The organism is Legionella jordanis (assembly GCF_900637635.1).
Lineage (GTDB): Bacteria > Pseudomonadota > Gammaproteobacteria > Legionellales > Legionellaceae > Tatlockia > Tatlockia jordanis.
Genome location: NZ_LR134383.1, coordinates 2,920,685 through 2,934,434, shown reverse-complemented (window position 1 = coordinate 2,934,434; position 13,750 = coordinate 2,920,685). Strand labels below are relative to the sequence as shown.

Sequence of the window (13,750 nt, the reverse complement as noted above, 5' to 3'; positions counted from 1 at the left end):
GAACACTATCCAAGTGCATGGAGAGTTTATTAAAAAAGTTAGCCTGGCAAGCATTGATGATTCGTGTGGTTGCTGAGAAATTTAATTGGCTTCCATTCCCTTTAAAAGGTTAACCAATGAAAATCAATATTTCTCCTGTATGCTCTGAGGGGGCAACGCTTATCAAGAGCGTTTGGTTTTCTTAGTCGTGGTTTTAGTGCCTGTTTTGGCACTGGTTTTCTCGGCTGAGCCCTTTGATGATTTTTTCTTGAGGCTCTTTTTTAATAGACTCATAAAATCCACCACATCATCGGATTTTCTGGCCATTTCTTCACTTTCTTTCGTTTCAACTTGCCGCGTACTGGTTTTATTTTCAATCCATTTCATCAGGGCTTCACGGTATTCATCATGGTATTTTTCCGGTTTCCATTCACCGCTCATATCATCCACCAGGGCGACCGCCATGTCTATCTCCCGAGGGCTGATGCGATATTCCTTTAAGTGTTTATCGGGCAAATCAAATTCATCAGGTTTCTTAATTTCCTGATAATAACGAAGCAAGTTAAGAACCAATCCATCTTCATAAGGCATGATAATAGCCAGGTATTGTTTGGTTCGGAGAACGACCTTGGCTACTCCAACTTTCTTGGTTTTCTTTAATGCCTCTCTCAGGAGCACGTAAGCTTTTTGATTGGCACTATCAGGAATAGCATAATAAGGTTTTTCAAAATAAATGGAGTCCACATCTTTGATGTCGACAAATTCTTCAATGTCGATGGTTTTAAATGCTTCAGGTGCAGCCCGTTCAAAGTCTTCATCTTTTAAAATGACGTAATTATTTTTCTTAAATTCATAAGCTTTAACTACATCATCCCAAGGCACTTCCTTTCCCTCCGTGTTTACCCGTTCATAATGAATGCGCGATTTATCACGAGAGTCCAGCAAATGAAAACGAAGCTCATTTTTTTTCTCAACGGTGTGTAAATTAATTGGGATTGCCACGAGGCCAAATGAAATAAAACCCTTCCAAACTGGTCTTGCCATAACCTGTCCTTATTTAATTTCCGCAACACTTACTTATATTGATTATAGGAAATGAATTGTTTTTTGAATAAAGAGGCACTTTGATAAATAGTGAACCTAAGGAAATCCTTCCCATAATCTTGCCAAGTTTTGCGCAATTAGGCATTTTCAACTATGATTAAAAATAAGCCATACTAGGGATTAACCATGGAAAAACACTGCTTTTTAGAATTAATTGGCAGTAGCTATGGCTTGCAATTGAGGCAGGAGGATTAAGCTTAAAAATAAGTTCTGGTTAATCTTTCTACTACACTGTTGGTTTTGCTAAGCCATGCTTATCAAAGTCTAAAAGCTAAAGCTACACTCAGTCTCAATTGAACCTTTAAACATGAATACAGGAATATAACTATGGACAGAGTATTTTCCTTAAAAACGATGGCTATTTTACTGTGCAGCAGTCTGAGTTTTGGAGCCTATGCTGCTTACACCAATAATGGTTCCAGTTCCACATTAACGGTCCAGCCTAACCCATCTCCCCCGACACAAAATCAAAATGCTGCCCAACCTGGTTTGAATCAGAATGTTTCCAGTCCCTCTAGCGTTGGGCCTGGTGCCATTCAATTAACGGATACCGCCTTGCAATCTTCAGTGCAAGCTGCACTGGGAGCTTACAAAGATAAAGTGAAAGTGAGCGTAAAAAACTCCGTTGTTTATTTAAGTGGGCAGTTAAATTCTGATACTGATTATGAAAAAATTGTGGCTTTAACACAATCCACGCCGGGTGTGGGGAACATCAATGTGGATAACTTAACTGTAAAAGGGAGCTCACAACCATTAACAGATAGCTTTTTAACCGCACGAGTAAAAGGTACATTAATTAAGGCTAATTTAATGGGCAAGGATTTACCTGCTTGGTCCATAGGAGTAGAAACAAAAAACGGTCAAGTTTATTTATCTGGCCAAGTTGTCTCCGAACAAGAAAAACAAGCCATTATTAATGTGGTGAAATCCGTACCGGGTGTAGTTCAGGTTCAAGATCGCATGGAAGTGAGCGGAACAAGTACTACCAATACAACTTCAGCCGATTACTAAAGGAGGTTGCTATGCCTAGTCAAATTGTAAATGCCGATGATGTTGTCGGTGTAAAAGTGCAAAATTTGCAAGGTGAGGATTTGGGCAAAGTTGAAGCCCTGATGTTAGATAAGTATGAGGGTTTTGTGTCCTATGTTGTATTGTCTTTTGGCGGCTTTTTAGGCATGGGGGATAAATTATTTGCAATGCCTTGGAGTATTTTTACTTACGACGATAAAAAAGATTGCTTCATTATTGCGGTGGATAAGGAAACTCTGAAAAATTCCCCGGGTTTTGACAAACATCACTGGCCCGATATGTCAAATCCAACTTGGGGAGCTTCCATTCACAAATATTACGGAGCGTTACCTAACCGTGCCAGACATTAGGAAGTGATTGTTATCAGTTAATAAATGGGGGGCACCCCCTGAAGGAGTCGCTATGCCTCATGGAAAACAGCAGCAACCACCGCAACATCAAGCCAAACAACCCGGCATTGAGGCCTTCATGCACCCAAAGCCGGAATACATCTCTCCTCAGTATAAAGGAAGCGACAAGTTGCTTGGCAAAAAAGCGCTCATCACTGGAGGTGATAGTGGAATAGGACGAGCAGTAGCCTGTGCATTTGCACTGGAAGGGGCTGATGTCGTCATCCAGTATTTAAATACAGAACAGCAGGATGCAGAAGAAACAAAAGAATTCATCGAAAATGCAGGTAGAAAGTGTTGGTTGTTGCCATCGCCGCTGGACAGTTATGAAGTTTGTGAACAACTCGTAAAAAGAGCCCTGGAGGCTTGCTCACATATTAACATTTTAGTTAATAATGCTGCTGAACAACATCCTAAGGGTAGCGTGGATGAAATCAGTCCTGAACAATTAGAGCAAACCTTTAGAACCAACTTTTTTGCTTATTTCTATATGGTTAAGTCTTTATTGCCTCATATGGAAAAAGGCGACGTCATTATCAATACCACTTCGGTGACGGCTTACAAAGGCAGTGAGCATTTAATTGATTATTCAGCGACCAAAGGGGCTATCCTCGCCTTTACGCGTTCCCTTTCGCAAAATCTAATTTCGAAAGGAATACGAGTAAATGGCGTTGCTCCAGGACCCATCTGGACCCCCTTGATTCCGGCAAGTTTTACCGCTGATGAAGTGGAGGAATTTGGCTCTCAGGTACCAATGAGCCGGGCAGGACAGCCCTCTGAGGTGGCACCTTCCTATGTATTTCTTGCTTCAGCAGACTCATCTTATATGACGGGACAGGTTCTCCATCCGAATGGAGGAGTAATTGTAAACAGTTAATGGATTTGAAAGGAGGAATTATGGCACAGGGTGATAAATCCAAATACACGGATAAACAAAAACGTAAAGCTCATCACATTGAAGAACATTATCGAGACAAAGGCGTCTCTAAACAAGAAGCCGAAAAACGGGCTTGGGCTACCGTAAATGAACAGGACAAAGGTGGAAAAAAATCCTAATGTCTAATTCTTTGAGAGGAATTTCTACATTAAAAGAAATTCCTCTCAGATTTTTCATTGTTATTAATGAAATCCACCGACAGTGGAAAATGATCTGAATCTCCACCATAAATAACCTGACTTTGAATGGGCGTTAAGGAAGGAGAGGAAAAGATTCTGTCCAGACGTTCTTTAATGGATAAGACTGCGATTCGCCAGCGCCAAGTGTAACCTCTAAATTGAGTGGCTTTAAGCGCATCAATGTAATTGCTTGCGCGCAAATCTTTAACAGCATGACCTCGATCCCCTTCATTAAAATCTCCAGCAATAATTGTGGGATAGTCTGAATTTAATTTGCTTTTCAAGTAATAAATTTCCCTTAATCTTATTGGGGCTGAAGTAAATAGGGCATGAAAGAATAAGCCCATGCTGGTTTCATTCTTCAATGGCGGTGTTAAGTGAAGATTGACAAATTGTACGGGCCCCAGAATGGTTTCCGCCTTAAAAATCCAAAGGGGATGCCATCCAATCTGAGGGTGTCCATATTCAAGGGTTTCACAGGGAAATTTTGACAGGATGGCCAAGCCACCTGCATTATCATGATGGCGAAAGTAACGATGGGGATATCTTTTCATAAAGTTTTTTTCAAGAATTTCCTGCCAAAATGGAGTGGTTTCTTGCAAGAGAATTACGTCAGCATGGGTCGCCTTTAACGCTTCCATGCTGGCGAGCGGAGCTGTAAGCTTCCAGGAGCCTTTCCCCCAGTTGATATTATAAGTAGTTATCCTTACAGTCTTTGGCATGATTATTTAGCATCTACCTAAAGATGATTCTCCCTGACTCTTTCCTTTAAATATAGACTAGGACTTATGGCCATTGCTTAAGGCTCAGTTGACTGGCTAGTCAGTATTTTTTTTTAAAGCTATACTGGCCTTTTCTAAAGCCTCATTTTCAGGAAGAAAATGCAAAATGATCAGCGGCGTTTATTAATTCTTTCCAGCCTTGGCGGGGTTTTAGAATTTTACGATTTCATTATTTTTGCTATTTTTGCGGGCTATATTTCTCATGCCTTTTTTCCATTAAGCAATCGCTTGTCTGGTTTAATGGTTGCATTTGCTACATTTGCTATCGGCTATTTGGTGCGTCCGCTTGGTGGAATTGTTTTTGGCCATTTCGGTGATCGCATCGGACGAAAAAAAACCTTTACTATTTCCATTCTGATGATGGCGGTGGCCACTTTAGGTATTGGTATTTTCCCAGATTACGAACATATTGGAATGGCAGCACCGATAGCAGTAATTCTTCTAAGAATTCTCCAAGGTTTTTCCATCGGTGGGGAAATACCTGGTGCCATTACTTACGTCAGTGAAGCTTTGGCAGAGCAAAAGGGATTGGGTTGCGGGATAATTTTTTTTGCACTCACTATGGGTATTGTGTTGGGTTCTTTGGTCAATGCCTTAATGAATAGCTTTCTTTCTGATTCTCAGATGCAGGCTTTCGGTTGGCGCGTTCCTTTTGTCTTAGGCGGTATTTTTGGCTTGTTTAGTTATTTATTGCGTCGTGGTTTGCACGAATCAACAGCATTTCTGACCATCGAACGCTCCATTGAACGATACCCCATTATTGAAGTGTTCAGGCAGAAATTGTTTGCAGTAATGGCCGGCATTTTTATTACGGCCCTATGTGCAGTTATAGTAACTTCTTTATTTCTTTTTACCCCAGCCTATTTTAATGAAGTACTGCATTTGCCAGCAAATGCCTATATATGGCAAAAGACCTTGGCAATTGGTGCTGGTTCGTTTCTGAGCATTTTCTTTGGTTATGTAAGCGATGTATTTAGTCCAAGAAGATTGCTGTTGATTTTAATAGGCTTAACCGCCGCTTTGGCCTATCCAATTTTTCTTATTTATGTCCATTATAAAGAGTTATATTATCTTGCGATGATGGCTAGCTCCTTGTTGCTTGGTTTTTCCGCAGGTGTCATTCCGCGAGTACTCAGCGAATTATTTCCAACGCAATTACGCTATTCAGGCATTGCCTTAAGTTATAACCTTGGATTTGCTTTTTTTGGCGGACTAACCCCTTTTATATCTCTTAGTCTAATTTACTACAGCGGGTGGTTAGCGAGCCCTTCTATTTATCTGCTGATTGTTTCAGCATTGGCTATCTTGTCGTTTTTTTTCATTCCGGTTCAGCACAGCAGCCATTTGCAATCAGAAAAGAAATTCGAAGCTCAAAGATCTATGGGTTCTTAATTGGATAGGTACCCCCCACATTTTATTGCTATAGTTTTAACATTTCCCTGTAAAAACGGAGTTCTTAATGTGTCGTTTTGTCGCTTATTTGGGCCATGAAGCGTTGTTGGCTGATGTACTGGTAAAGCCGATTAATTCCATCGTCATGCAAAGCCTGCATGCCAGGGAATCCAGCATGCCTACGAATGGAGATGGTTTTGGTCTGGGCTGGTATAATCCATCCATTAGCTCAGAACCGGCGCTGTTTACATCGATTTCCCCTGCCTGGAATGACAGGAATCTTTTACAACTTACCGCCAAGATTAAATCACCCTGCTTTTTTGCACATGTACGTGCGGCTGGAGCGGGAGGAGTAACCAACTACAATTGCCATCCTTTTACACATGGCTCATGGATGCTCATGCATAATGGTGACATTGCTGATTTCATCCTGGTTAAGAGGCATCTAAGGCATTTATTGGATGATGATATTTATCATTGGATTCAGGGAGAGACGGATTCTGAACACCTTTTTGCTTTATTTCTGCAGTTGGCCAAAGGGAAAGATCTGAGTCAATTAAGTGTGGTAGCAGACGTCTTGGAAGAAACCTTTGCCCAAGTGAACGAATTAGTAAAATATTTTGGTGCAAGTGATTCGTCATTTTTTAATATCTGTCTAACCGATGGCGAAAGGCTGGTTGCTAGCCGCTACACCACCCATAAAAAGATAAAACCGGAAAGTTTGCATTATTTCCTAGGCGATTGCTTCGTAACTTTTGGTCATCAATCGTCAGAAACAACCGATCAGATTCATCAATGTGTTTTGGTTGCTTCGGAAAAATTGACGGATTTTAAAACAGATTGGCAGGATGTTCCCGCGAATCATTTTTTATTGGTGGATAAAAATCATGGAATAAGTATACGACCGATAAAATGACCCAGAGACAGGTTGGATGAACCTGCCTTGGGTTAAACACGCTAACTAGGCACAACGTTTAACAGCAGTAAAATAACCAGGATAAGAACCAGCAGACCTACCCCTCCGGCCGGCCGATATCCCCATCCGCGGCTATAAGGCCAAGCTGGCGCAACTCCGACCAAAATTAAAATTAGAATCAATAGGATGACGAGACTCATTTGCATACTCCTTTGCAAGGTATTTACGTCATTTACAGTATAGCAAAGGTGAAATGTAATTATACAAAAGGTGATTTGCTATACTATGTTTAAACTGATGTTATTAACCCACTAAGGAAGGAGAATAGATAATGGAAATTCGCATCGGAGGCAACTCCCACACTAAAGAAAAAGCCAATGAATTGCTGCAAGAAGGTCGTGCTCGCGCTGAGCAATTGTATGAAGAGGGAAAACATCGATTAATGGATGCGGGTGAAAATATTAAGGAGTATTCCGAAGTAGTCTTTAAAAAAGTGCAAGAGAGACCCGTGGCTTCTACTTGTTTAATAGCTGGCGTAGGTTTAATTCTGCTCGCGGCTTTTTTGCGTCGTTAACCCTGAACCTTTCAAAGAGAAACTGAATAGCTCCTTTAAGCTATTCAGTTTTCCCTTATCTCTTTTTGCATCTCGTGAAATTCCTGCCACTCAAAATCAATGTAGTCTTCAAGCAATTTTTTAATTTCGTTTTTTGCCCCTTCTTTGGTGGGGTGTTCAGTGTGAAATTTTTGGGGGGCTGTTGATGTTTCTTTTTGTGTGGGTCGAATGGCATAGCCATCCGCTTTGTACAAATTCGAGTTTTCACTCGAGGGTTGAATGCTGTAGCAGATTTTAAAACCCTTATAGACATATTGAGTCATGTCACCTTCCTTGCAGGAGCCTGGTTAAATTAATTATCCTTTTCACGGAATAAAGTCCCTTGTTTATTACTATAGCTCATATAAAAATTTATTTTTGCAATCTTGTGAAACTTTACTTGATTTCAGTGGGAGGGACTCAGCACACAGCGTCCCACTCAATTTTCTCTTATTTTAAGAAAGAAATTTGAAAAAATCCTGGGTTTTTCCTATTCTTTTTACACTCATTCGCAAAAGCAATTATGGATTAATCACAACTTGATGAGGGAAATAAAATGATAAAAATTACTAGGGATGAATTTTTAACCTTAGCTTTAATACCTGACATTGCTGATGCGAAAGATATCGAATGGTTTAAGTCGAATAATGAGAACAAACTGGGGCTAATTATCCAACTTAATTCCAGCAATAGGTATGATTATTTGGTGTATGAGAAGGATCAGGCTGCTGAATACATTCTTTATCCCAATGAGCATGATTTCTCATCCATAGACTACGATAAGGTTTATCAGCATCTGGAGCAGGAATTGACTTCACCCATCAGAAATAATTAACTACTGAAAGTATTCTGCAGAAAGTGCTGGAAATCGGTTACATCAAGGGGCTTACAAAAATAATATCCCTGGACGCCGTTGCATTGACGATCCTTTAAAAAATCAATTTGTTCTTTTGATTCAACGCCTTCAGCCAATACATCAAGGTTTAAGTTTTTAGCTAAAGTGATGATGGCTTCGATGATTATTTCATCGACTTTACTCGAATGAATATGAGTAATGTAGGATGGATCAATCTTTAGGCGGTCAATGGGGAATAGTTTTAAATGGTTCAAGATCGTATACCCTGAACCGAAATTGTCCAAAGCCAGATTAACGCCCAATTGTTTTAAATCATTAAAAATGGACATGGCTTCTCTTCCTGTAAGCACAATGTTTTCGGTAATTTCAATTTCCAGGTCTTGGGGGTTTAAACCAGTTTCTGTCAGTATCCTTTCGACCACTGTCTTAAAATTGCGTTGCTTAAGCTGCTTGGTTGCCACATTGACAGCCACCCGTATCCTCGGAAAGCCTAATTCTTGCCAACGTTTATTTTGCCGACATGCTTCTCTTAAAACCCATTCACCAATTGGAATAATTAGGCCGGATTCTTCGGCAACGGGTATAAAGTCAATCGGCAAAATAATGCCTCTCTCGGGATGTTGCCATCGTATTAGCGCCTCAGCAGAAACCAATTTCCTTGTGGCTAAGTCAATTTGCGGTTGATAGCATAAGATGAATTCTTCATTTTCAATTGCTCGGTGTAATTCACTTTCAAGTGTCAGTTTGGCTAGGCTCTTTTGGCCAAGACTGTGTGTATAAAATTGAAATTGATTGCCGCCTTGCTCTTTGGCTCTGTACATGGCGATGTCGGCATTACGTAGTAATTCATCGATGCTCTCGCCATCTCGAGGATAGGTCGCAATGCCAATGCTGGCTGTAACTGTGATTTCATGGCCATTGATAATAAATGGGTCAGAAAAAACCTCGAGTAGTTTTTGAGCAATGTTTGCCGTGTGTGCTTCATCTTGTAACGAATCAAGAACAGCAATGAATTCATCTCCCCCCAATCTCGCGAGAATGTCTTCTTCACGCATCACGGCACGAAGACGCCGAACCACATCTTGCAGCAGTTTGTCACCCGCAATGTGGTTAAAACTATCATTGATAAGTTTAAATCTATCTAAATCAACAAATAAAACACAAAAATGATTTCCATGCCGTCTTGATTGAGAGAGAATTTGCGATAACCTCTCGGTGAGTAAAATACGGTTGGGCAGATCGGTTAAGGAATCATGCGTAGCCTGATATTGAAGTTGCTCTTCCAGCTGAGCCCGTTTAGTAATATCGCGAAAGCACCAGATTCGACCTGAGACTTTATCCTTCATTTTATAAGGTTGAGTGTAAATTTCGAGGATATGATTGTCTTTGCACTTTAAAGAGATTGTTTTGGTTTTGCTGTTCGATTTCGAAAGTTTTTCTGCTAAGGTCAAAAATATATCTGGTTGCGATATTTTCTGAGCAATATGATGGAGGAGATAATTGGCGTCTTTGCTTGAAATAACTTCATCGGGAATTTTAAATAATTTTCTCAAATTCTCATTAAAATCAATAACCTGATTCAGATTGTTCATCACTAGAATGCCATCGGCAGACGATTCCAACGTGCTTCTCGTTACTGATAATAATTCCTGCAGGGACTGGGTTCTTTCCTGTACTTTGTTTTCTAGTTGTTCCGTGTACTCGCGGGATTCTTGTAGCAATTGCCATTTATGGCAAAGTGCACAGCAAAGTTGCCTAACCGTAATGGGGTCAAACGGTTTTTTCAGAATGAGTAAATTGTCTCTTTGTCCCAGATAGCGGATGGTTTCTTCCCAAGTGTAATCAGAATAAGCCGTACAAAGCACAATTTGTATATTGGGATCGAGCTGCCAAATTTTTTTTGCTGTTTCAATTCCATCGATTCCGGGAGGCATGCGAATGTCCAAAAACGCTACTGCATAAGGCTCATTCTGCTTCAATGCCTGATCAACTTTAACAACGGCTTCATATCCCTGCATGGCACTATCAAGTTTAAAATGAGGGAAGCCTGAACTGTTGCCGGGTTCATCGAACAACTGGCTGTCCAAGCTGTTTAATCTCAGATGCTCAATTGATTCCTTGGGACCTAATATTTTTTTAAAATCCGCATGGATAGCAGGATTATCATCAATAATGAGGACTTTTATATTGCTCTTTGTGTCGTACATTCAGTAGCTCCCGGTCGCCTGCAGAGGCAAAGGGCCAAGATAACCTGAAGTCCAACTGCTTAAGATACCTTTTTAATTGGCTTGCTATCCCGCGAGTGTTCTCCATTTCTTCAAATTATCGAATGTGCCCCAGTTTACACCGTCAATTGTTTCCTTTAATTCTTTTTAGTATAAACTCATATGGAAAGTTTTTGCACAAACTTACAAAAAATTGACGTTGTGTTATTTTAGCAGCTTTAAAAATTATTGCTCAGTTTGACTAGTCGAGTGGGTTGTCATTCGCTATAGTTGTATTCTTGTTAACCAGCTGTTCCCAATCATGGATTTCGCATTTAATTTGTTGATCATCATCGCCGATCAATTCATGCTCTTTATCATCAACATGCTTGTAGCCAGGAATGCGGGTCCGGCTTTATTCGGCGACTTTACTGTTGCGACGAATGCATTGTTGCTTATCGCGACAGTAATTACCTTTGGCATTGATTCCATCATAGCCTATTATGTACCAAAATTTTACGTTAAAAAACAATACCACGATATTGTTGCCCTAACCGTTTCCGTCAAAAACTTTTTGACTCCTATCTATAGAACGTTGTTTTTAGGCGGCATTCTGCTAAGCCTTGGAATAATTGGATTAAGTTTTTCCTTAGAACACCTTAAATTCTTTGAAATTGGCCATCCACTGGCTCTTTTTCTCTGGGGAGCAGTGGCCATTTCGCTATACAGCATCTATTTGCAATTTTTAAGGGCAGTGGATTACATGCGCACTGCCGTCATCATGAGTTTAGTGCAGACAATTTTTTATTTTCTGGGCGGCTTGGTTACTTATTTTTATCTTTACCCTCTCATTTTTCATGATGATCCAAATTATTTTCCGCACATCATGATCATGGCTTTTTTACTTAGCTATATGCTTTTTCTTATGGTCATGGTGGTCCTGCAGCGCAGCACGAAATTGCAGATATTTCTGAATTTAAAAGGCAAAACTGCAATGCCTATTGAGGTTTGGAGAGTGAAAATTTATGGATACACCATACAGAATCTCAATAAATATATTTTTACTGCCATTCCTCTTTTAGTGATTGAGTGGCTTGGCCATAATGACCATGAAGTGGGGCTGTTTTCAGCTGTGGTATCCATCATTTCTCTGGGATTCATTGCCATTAGCCCAATCGGTATTTTGATAGGGCCGGATATTTCTGCTTCCTTTGCCCATGGACGAGAAGTTTTATTGAAAACCATGCGAAAATATTTGGCAATTTGCGCCGCCATTGCCTGTATCATTGCATTAATTCTTGGTTTGTTTGCCGAGGAAATTTTAAAGTTGTATCAATCCAGTTTCCTTGATGCTCTTCCTTATACCTATATTTGTTTGATTAATATTTTTACCTATGCGATATCAATGCCGTTGTCAAAGATGATTCAGTATTCAAAGGAAGGAAGCAGGATAGGGGCTCGGTTAGCGATTTCTCTGTTGCTGTTGCAATTTATGGCTTGTGCCTTACTCATCCCTACATTGGAATTGAAGGGGGCCATTATTTGTTATATTGGTATAAATATAATTTACAATATTTGCATGATAGCTATTGCCGTTGGCATTTACAGGTATGATAGTTTTGCCAAGGATTTTTAACAGCACCGCGGCAAATGTGAATTTAAGTGCTTAGGGGATGCCATCATCACTGAGCAAAGTGGCTGCTTATCTCAGCTGGCTGTCTTGTTAGGCTTGTTGAGCCAGCAATTCCCTCGCATGAGAGCGAGTTTGTTCTGTAATGGTTAAGCCACCCAGCATACGGGCAATCTCATTCACCTTCTCATGTTCATCCAGGGCGATGATGCGGGAATAAGTGTGCTGGTTGTCACTGTGCTTCTCAACAACAAAATGATGATGGGCGCAAGATGCCACTTGCGGTTGATGAGTGACGCAGAACACTTGTAGGCGCTCACCCAACTTCCGAAGCAATTGGCCAACCAATGCCGCTGTTGGACCACCGATACCCACATCCACTTCGTCAAACAATAAAGTGGGTGTTGAGCCTCGTTGCGCAGTAATCATTTGAATGGCAAGGCTAATTCTTGAAAGCTCTCCTCCGGAAGCGATTTTTGCCAAACTGTCCGGTGACTGGCCCGGGTTGGTGCAGACTTTGTATTCAACCCTATCCAGTCCATGGGCTTGCATCTTATCCAAAGGAGTAATATCAATGCTGACTTGGCCCTTTGGCATGCCAAGTTGTTGGATAATGGATGTTATGTCTGCGGACAATTTCTTCGCATGCAGTTGCCTTGATTCTCTGAGTTTATGAGCACTTGCTTCAAATTGCTTAAGCTGAGCTTGATAATCGCGTTGCAGTTGTGCAATTTTATGTTCAGCATTATTAATTTGTTGCAATTCGTCTTTAAGCACCACCACATGTTGTGGTAGAAAATTTGCATCCACATGATATTTGCGTCCCAGCTGATGCAAAACACTCATGCGTTCTTCCACTTCTTGCAATCGCTCAGGATCCAGTTGTATTTGCTCGGAGAACTGCTTAATTTCATCAAGCACTTCTTCGCACTGAATTATGGCATTGTTGATGAGTTCCTGACTGTTTTTTACATGGCTTTGTTCCTGAGGTAACGTTTGCAGTATTTGCAAAATCTGATTTAATGCCTGACCAATGTTAAACGCATCATCGTCATTAAGCAGTTGATGAATTTGCTGCGCGGCCTGCAAATAATCCTGTGCGTGGTGCAGCAATTGGTGTTCTTCATGCAGCAATTGCATTTCATTGGCTTGAATATTAGCAGCTTGCAACTCTTCAATTTGAAATTGCAACAGCTCAATCTTGTGATTGGCTTCTCCTTGGCTGGTTAAAAAATCCAATTCCTGCTTAATTTTTTGACATGATTTATGCAATCCTTGCACTTGCGCCAGTAAATCGAAATGGCCAGCATAACGGTCGAGCTGCTCTCGGTGAGTACTGTGTTGCATGAGGGTCTGATGTTCATGTTGGCCATGAATATGAACCAGCATTTCGCTCAATTCCTTCACTTTTTGCAAAGGAAATGGATGGCCATTAATGTAGGATTTAGAACGTCCTTCGACATAAAGAACTCGTCTTAAAATAACCGTTTCTTCTTCACAGTCTAAATCATTCGCCTGCAACCAACGAAATGGTTCTGAGTCTTTTTCTATTTGAAAACTGGCACTGATGTCGCATTTTTCCTCGCCGGGCCTTATGACTGAAACATCAGCGCGTCCACCTAAAGCCAAGAGTAAGGCATCGATCATGATGGATTTTCCAGCTCCGGTTTCACCAGTAAAAGCCGTCATTCCAGAAGAGAAATCAAGTTCTAACTCTTTAACGATGGCAAAATGTTCTATGCGAAGGGTCGTTAGCATGCT

The 13,750-nt window shown here is 40.7% G+C and carries 15 protein-coding genes; 9 read left to right on the top strand and 6 right to left on the bottom strand.

Annotated elements, in window-relative coordinates; all coding sequences use genetic code 11:
- Positions 1-162: 162 nt before the first annotated feature.
- Entirely contained in the window at positions 163-1,023 is an 861-nt protein-coding gene (gene ku, locus EL203_RS13280) for a non-homologous end joining protein Ku (RefSeq protein WP_058471762.1), read from the bottom strand.
- Positions 1,024-1,410: 387 nt separating this feature from the next.
- Here ku and EL203_RS13275 point away from each other — a divergent pair, with 387 nt between their 5' ends.
- Genes EL203_RS13275 through EL203_RS14470 form a run of 4 tightly spaced genes read left to right on the top strand, consistent with a single transcriptional unit; the run spans position 1,411 to position 3,557 of the window.
- Positions 1,411-2,094 (top strand): BON domain-containing protein, encoded by a 684-nt coding sequence (locus EL203_RS13275; protein WP_058471763.1) that lies wholly within the window; start codon positions 1,411-1,413, stop codon positions 2,092-2,094.
- 11 nt (positions 2,095-2,105) lie between these two features.
- Entirely contained in the window at positions 2,106-2,462 is a 357-nt protein-coding gene (locus EL203_RS13270) for a PRC-barrel domain-containing protein (protein WP_058471764.1), read from the top strand.
- A gap of 52 nt (positions 2,463-2,514) precedes the next feature.
- Positions 2,515-3,378, top strand: a complete 864-nt coding sequence (locus EL203_RS13265; protein ID WP_058471765.1) for an SDR family oxidoreductase — start codon at positions 2,515-2,517, stop codon at positions 3,376-3,378.
- Between the two features lie 20 nt (positions 3,379-3,398).
- A complete protein-coding gene (locus EL203_RS14470) occupies positions 3,399-3,557 on the top strand; it encodes a hypothetical protein (protein ID WP_058472256.1) in 159 nt (52 codons plus the stop codon).
- Positions 3,558-3,586: 29 nt separating this feature from the next.
- On the opposite strand, the gene EL203_RS13260 is transcribed toward EL203_RS14470, so the two are convergent.
- Positions 3,587-4,339, bottom strand: coding sequence for an endonuclease/exonuclease/phosphatase family protein (locus EL203_RS13260; RefSeq protein WP_058471766.1), 753 nt, complete (start codon positions 4,337-4,339; stop codon positions 3,587-3,589).
- Positions 4,340-4,498: 159 nt separating this feature from the next.
- Between EL203_RS13260 and EL203_RS13255 the strand changes: the two genes are divergently transcribed.
- Together EL203_RS13255 and EL203_RS13250 are read left to right on the top strand one after the other, a co-directional pair.
- Positions 4,499-5,791 carry an MFS transporter gene (locus EL203_RS13255; protein ID WP_058471767.1) on the top strand — a complete coding sequence of 431 codons (1,293 nt, stop codon included), beginning with the start codon at positions 4,499-4,501 and terminating at the stop codon, positions 5,789-5,791.
- Positions 5,792-5,858: 67 nt separating this feature from the next.
- Complete coding sequence (locus EL203_RS13250) at positions 5,859-6,707, top strand: class II glutamine amidotransferase (RefSeq protein WP_058471768.1); 849 nt, start codon at positions 5,859-5,861, stop codon at positions 6,705-6,707.
- 41 nt (positions 6,708-6,748) lie between these two features.
- On the opposite strand, the gene EL203_RS13245 is transcribed toward EL203_RS13250, so the two are convergent.
- Positions 6,749-6,907 (bottom strand): DUF3309 family protein, encoded by a 159-nt coding sequence (locus EL203_RS13245; RefSeq protein ID WP_197723118.1) that lies wholly within the window; start codon positions 6,905-6,907, stop codon positions 6,749-6,751.
- Positions 6,908-7,038: 131 nt separating this feature from the next.
- Between EL203_RS13245 and EL203_RS13240 the strand changes: the two genes are divergently transcribed.
- Positions 7,039-7,281 carry a hypothetical protein gene (locus tag EL203_RS13240; RefSeq protein ID WP_058471769.1) on the top strand — a complete coding sequence of 81 codons (243 nt, stop codon included), beginning with the start codon at positions 7,039-7,041 and terminating at the stop codon, positions 7,279-7,281.
- A 44-nt stretch (positions 7,282-7,325) separates the two neighbouring features.
- Here EL203_RS13240 and EL203_RS13235 read toward each other — a convergent pair whose 3' ends face one another.
- Complete coding sequence (locus tag EL203_RS13235) at positions 7,326-7,583, bottom strand: hypothetical protein (protein WP_058471770.1); 258 nt, start codon at positions 7,581-7,583, stop codon at positions 7,326-7,328.
- A gap of 272 nt (positions 7,584-7,855) precedes the next feature.
- Here EL203_RS13235 and EL203_RS13230 point away from each other — a divergent pair, with 272 nt between their 5' ends.
- Positions 7,856-8,134, top strand: coding sequence for a hypothetical protein (locus EL203_RS13230; protein WP_058471771.1), 279 nt, complete (start codon positions 7,856-7,858; stop codon positions 8,132-8,134).
- Here the strand turns inward: EL203_RS13230 and EL203_RS13225 are convergent.
- A complete protein-coding gene (locus tag EL203_RS13225; protein WP_058471772.1) occupies positions 8,131-10,362 on the bottom strand; it encodes an EAL domain-containing protein in 2,232 nt (743 codons plus the stop codon). The two genes, EL203_RS13230 and EL203_RS13225, sit on opposite strands and share 4 nt — an antisense overlap.
- Before the next feature lie 319 nt (positions 10,363-10,681).
- On the opposite strand from EL203_RS13225, the gene EL203_RS13220 reads away from it, so the two are divergent.
- Entirely contained in the window at positions 10,682-11,995 is a 1,314-nt protein-coding gene (locus EL203_RS13220) for a lipopolysaccharide biosynthesis protein (RefSeq protein WP_058471773.1), read from the top strand.
- Positions 11,996-12,082: 87 nt separating this feature from the next.
- Here the strand turns inward: EL203_RS13220 and recN are convergent, their stop codons facing one another.
- The gene (gene recN, locus EL203_RS13215) at positions 12,083-13,747 is read right to left on the bottom strand and encodes a DNA repair protein RecN (RefSeq protein ID WP_058471774.1); all 1,665 of its coding nucleotides are present in this window, start codon (positions 13,745-13,747) and stop codon (positions 12,083-12,085) included.
- Between the last annotated feature and the right edge of the window lie 3 nt (positions 13,748-13,750).

Excerpts from the sequence above, each read along its gene's own strand:
- EL203_RS14470 (WP_058472256.1), top strand. The coding sequence starts at position 3,399 with ATGGCACAGGGTGATAAATCCAAATACACGGATAAACAAAAACGTAAA.
- EL203_RS13230 (WP_058471771.1), top strand. The coding sequence starts at position 7,856 with ATGATAAAAATTACTAGGGATGAATTTTTAACCTTAGCTTTAATACCT.
- EL203_RS13270 (WP_058471764.1), top strand. The coding sequence starts at position 2,106 with ATGCCTAGTCAAATTGTAAATGCCGATGATGTTGTCGGTGTAAAAGTG.
- EL203_RS13235 (WP_058471770.1), bottom strand. The coding sequence starts at position 7,583 with ATGACTCAATATGTCTATAAGGGTTTTAAAATCTGCTACAGCATTCAA.
- EL203_RS13250 (WP_058471768.1), top strand. The coding sequence starts at position 5,859 with ATGTGTCGTTTTGTCGCTTATTTGGGCCATGAAGCGTTGTTGGCTGAT.
- EL203_RS13245 (WP_197723118.1), bottom strand. The coding sequence starts at position 6,907 with ATGAGTCTCGTCATCCTATTGATTCTAATTTTAATTTTGGTCGGAGTT.
- EL203_RS13240 (WP_058471769.1), top strand. The coding sequence starts at position 7,039 with ATGGAAATTCGCATCGGAGGCAACTCCCACACTAAAGAAAAAGCCAAT.
- EL203_RS13260 (WP_058471766.1), bottom strand. The coding sequence starts at position 4,339 with ATGCCAAAGACTGTAAGGATAACTACTTATAATATCAACTGGGGGAAA.
- EL203_RS13255 (WP_058471767.1), top strand. The coding sequence starts at position 4,499 with ATGCAAAATGATCAGCGGCGTTTATTAATTCTTTCCAGCCTTGGCGGG.
- EL203_RS13265 (WP_058471765.1), top strand. The coding sequence starts at position 2,515 with ATGCCTCATGGAAAACAGCAGCAACCACCGCAACATCAAGCCAAACAA.
- EL203_RS13220 (WP_058471773.1), top strand. The coding sequence starts at position 10,682 with ATGGATTTCGCATTTAATTTGTTGATCATCATCGCCGATCAATTCATG.
- recN (WP_058471774.1), bottom strand. The coding sequence starts at position 13,747 with ATGCTAACGACCCTTCGCATAGAACATTTTGCCATCGTTAAAGAGTTA.
- EL203_RS13225 (WP_058471772.1), bottom strand. The coding sequence starts at position 10,362 with ATGTACGACACAAAGAGCAATATAAAAGTCCTCATTATTGATGATAAT.
- EL203_RS13275 (WP_058471763.1), top strand. The coding sequence starts at position 1,411 with ATGGACAGAGTATTTTCCTTAAAAACGATGGCTATTTTACTGTGCAGC.
- ku (WP_058471762.1), bottom strand. The coding sequence starts at position 1,023 with ATGGCAAGACCAGTTTGGAAGGGTTTTATTTCATTTGGCCTCGTGGCA.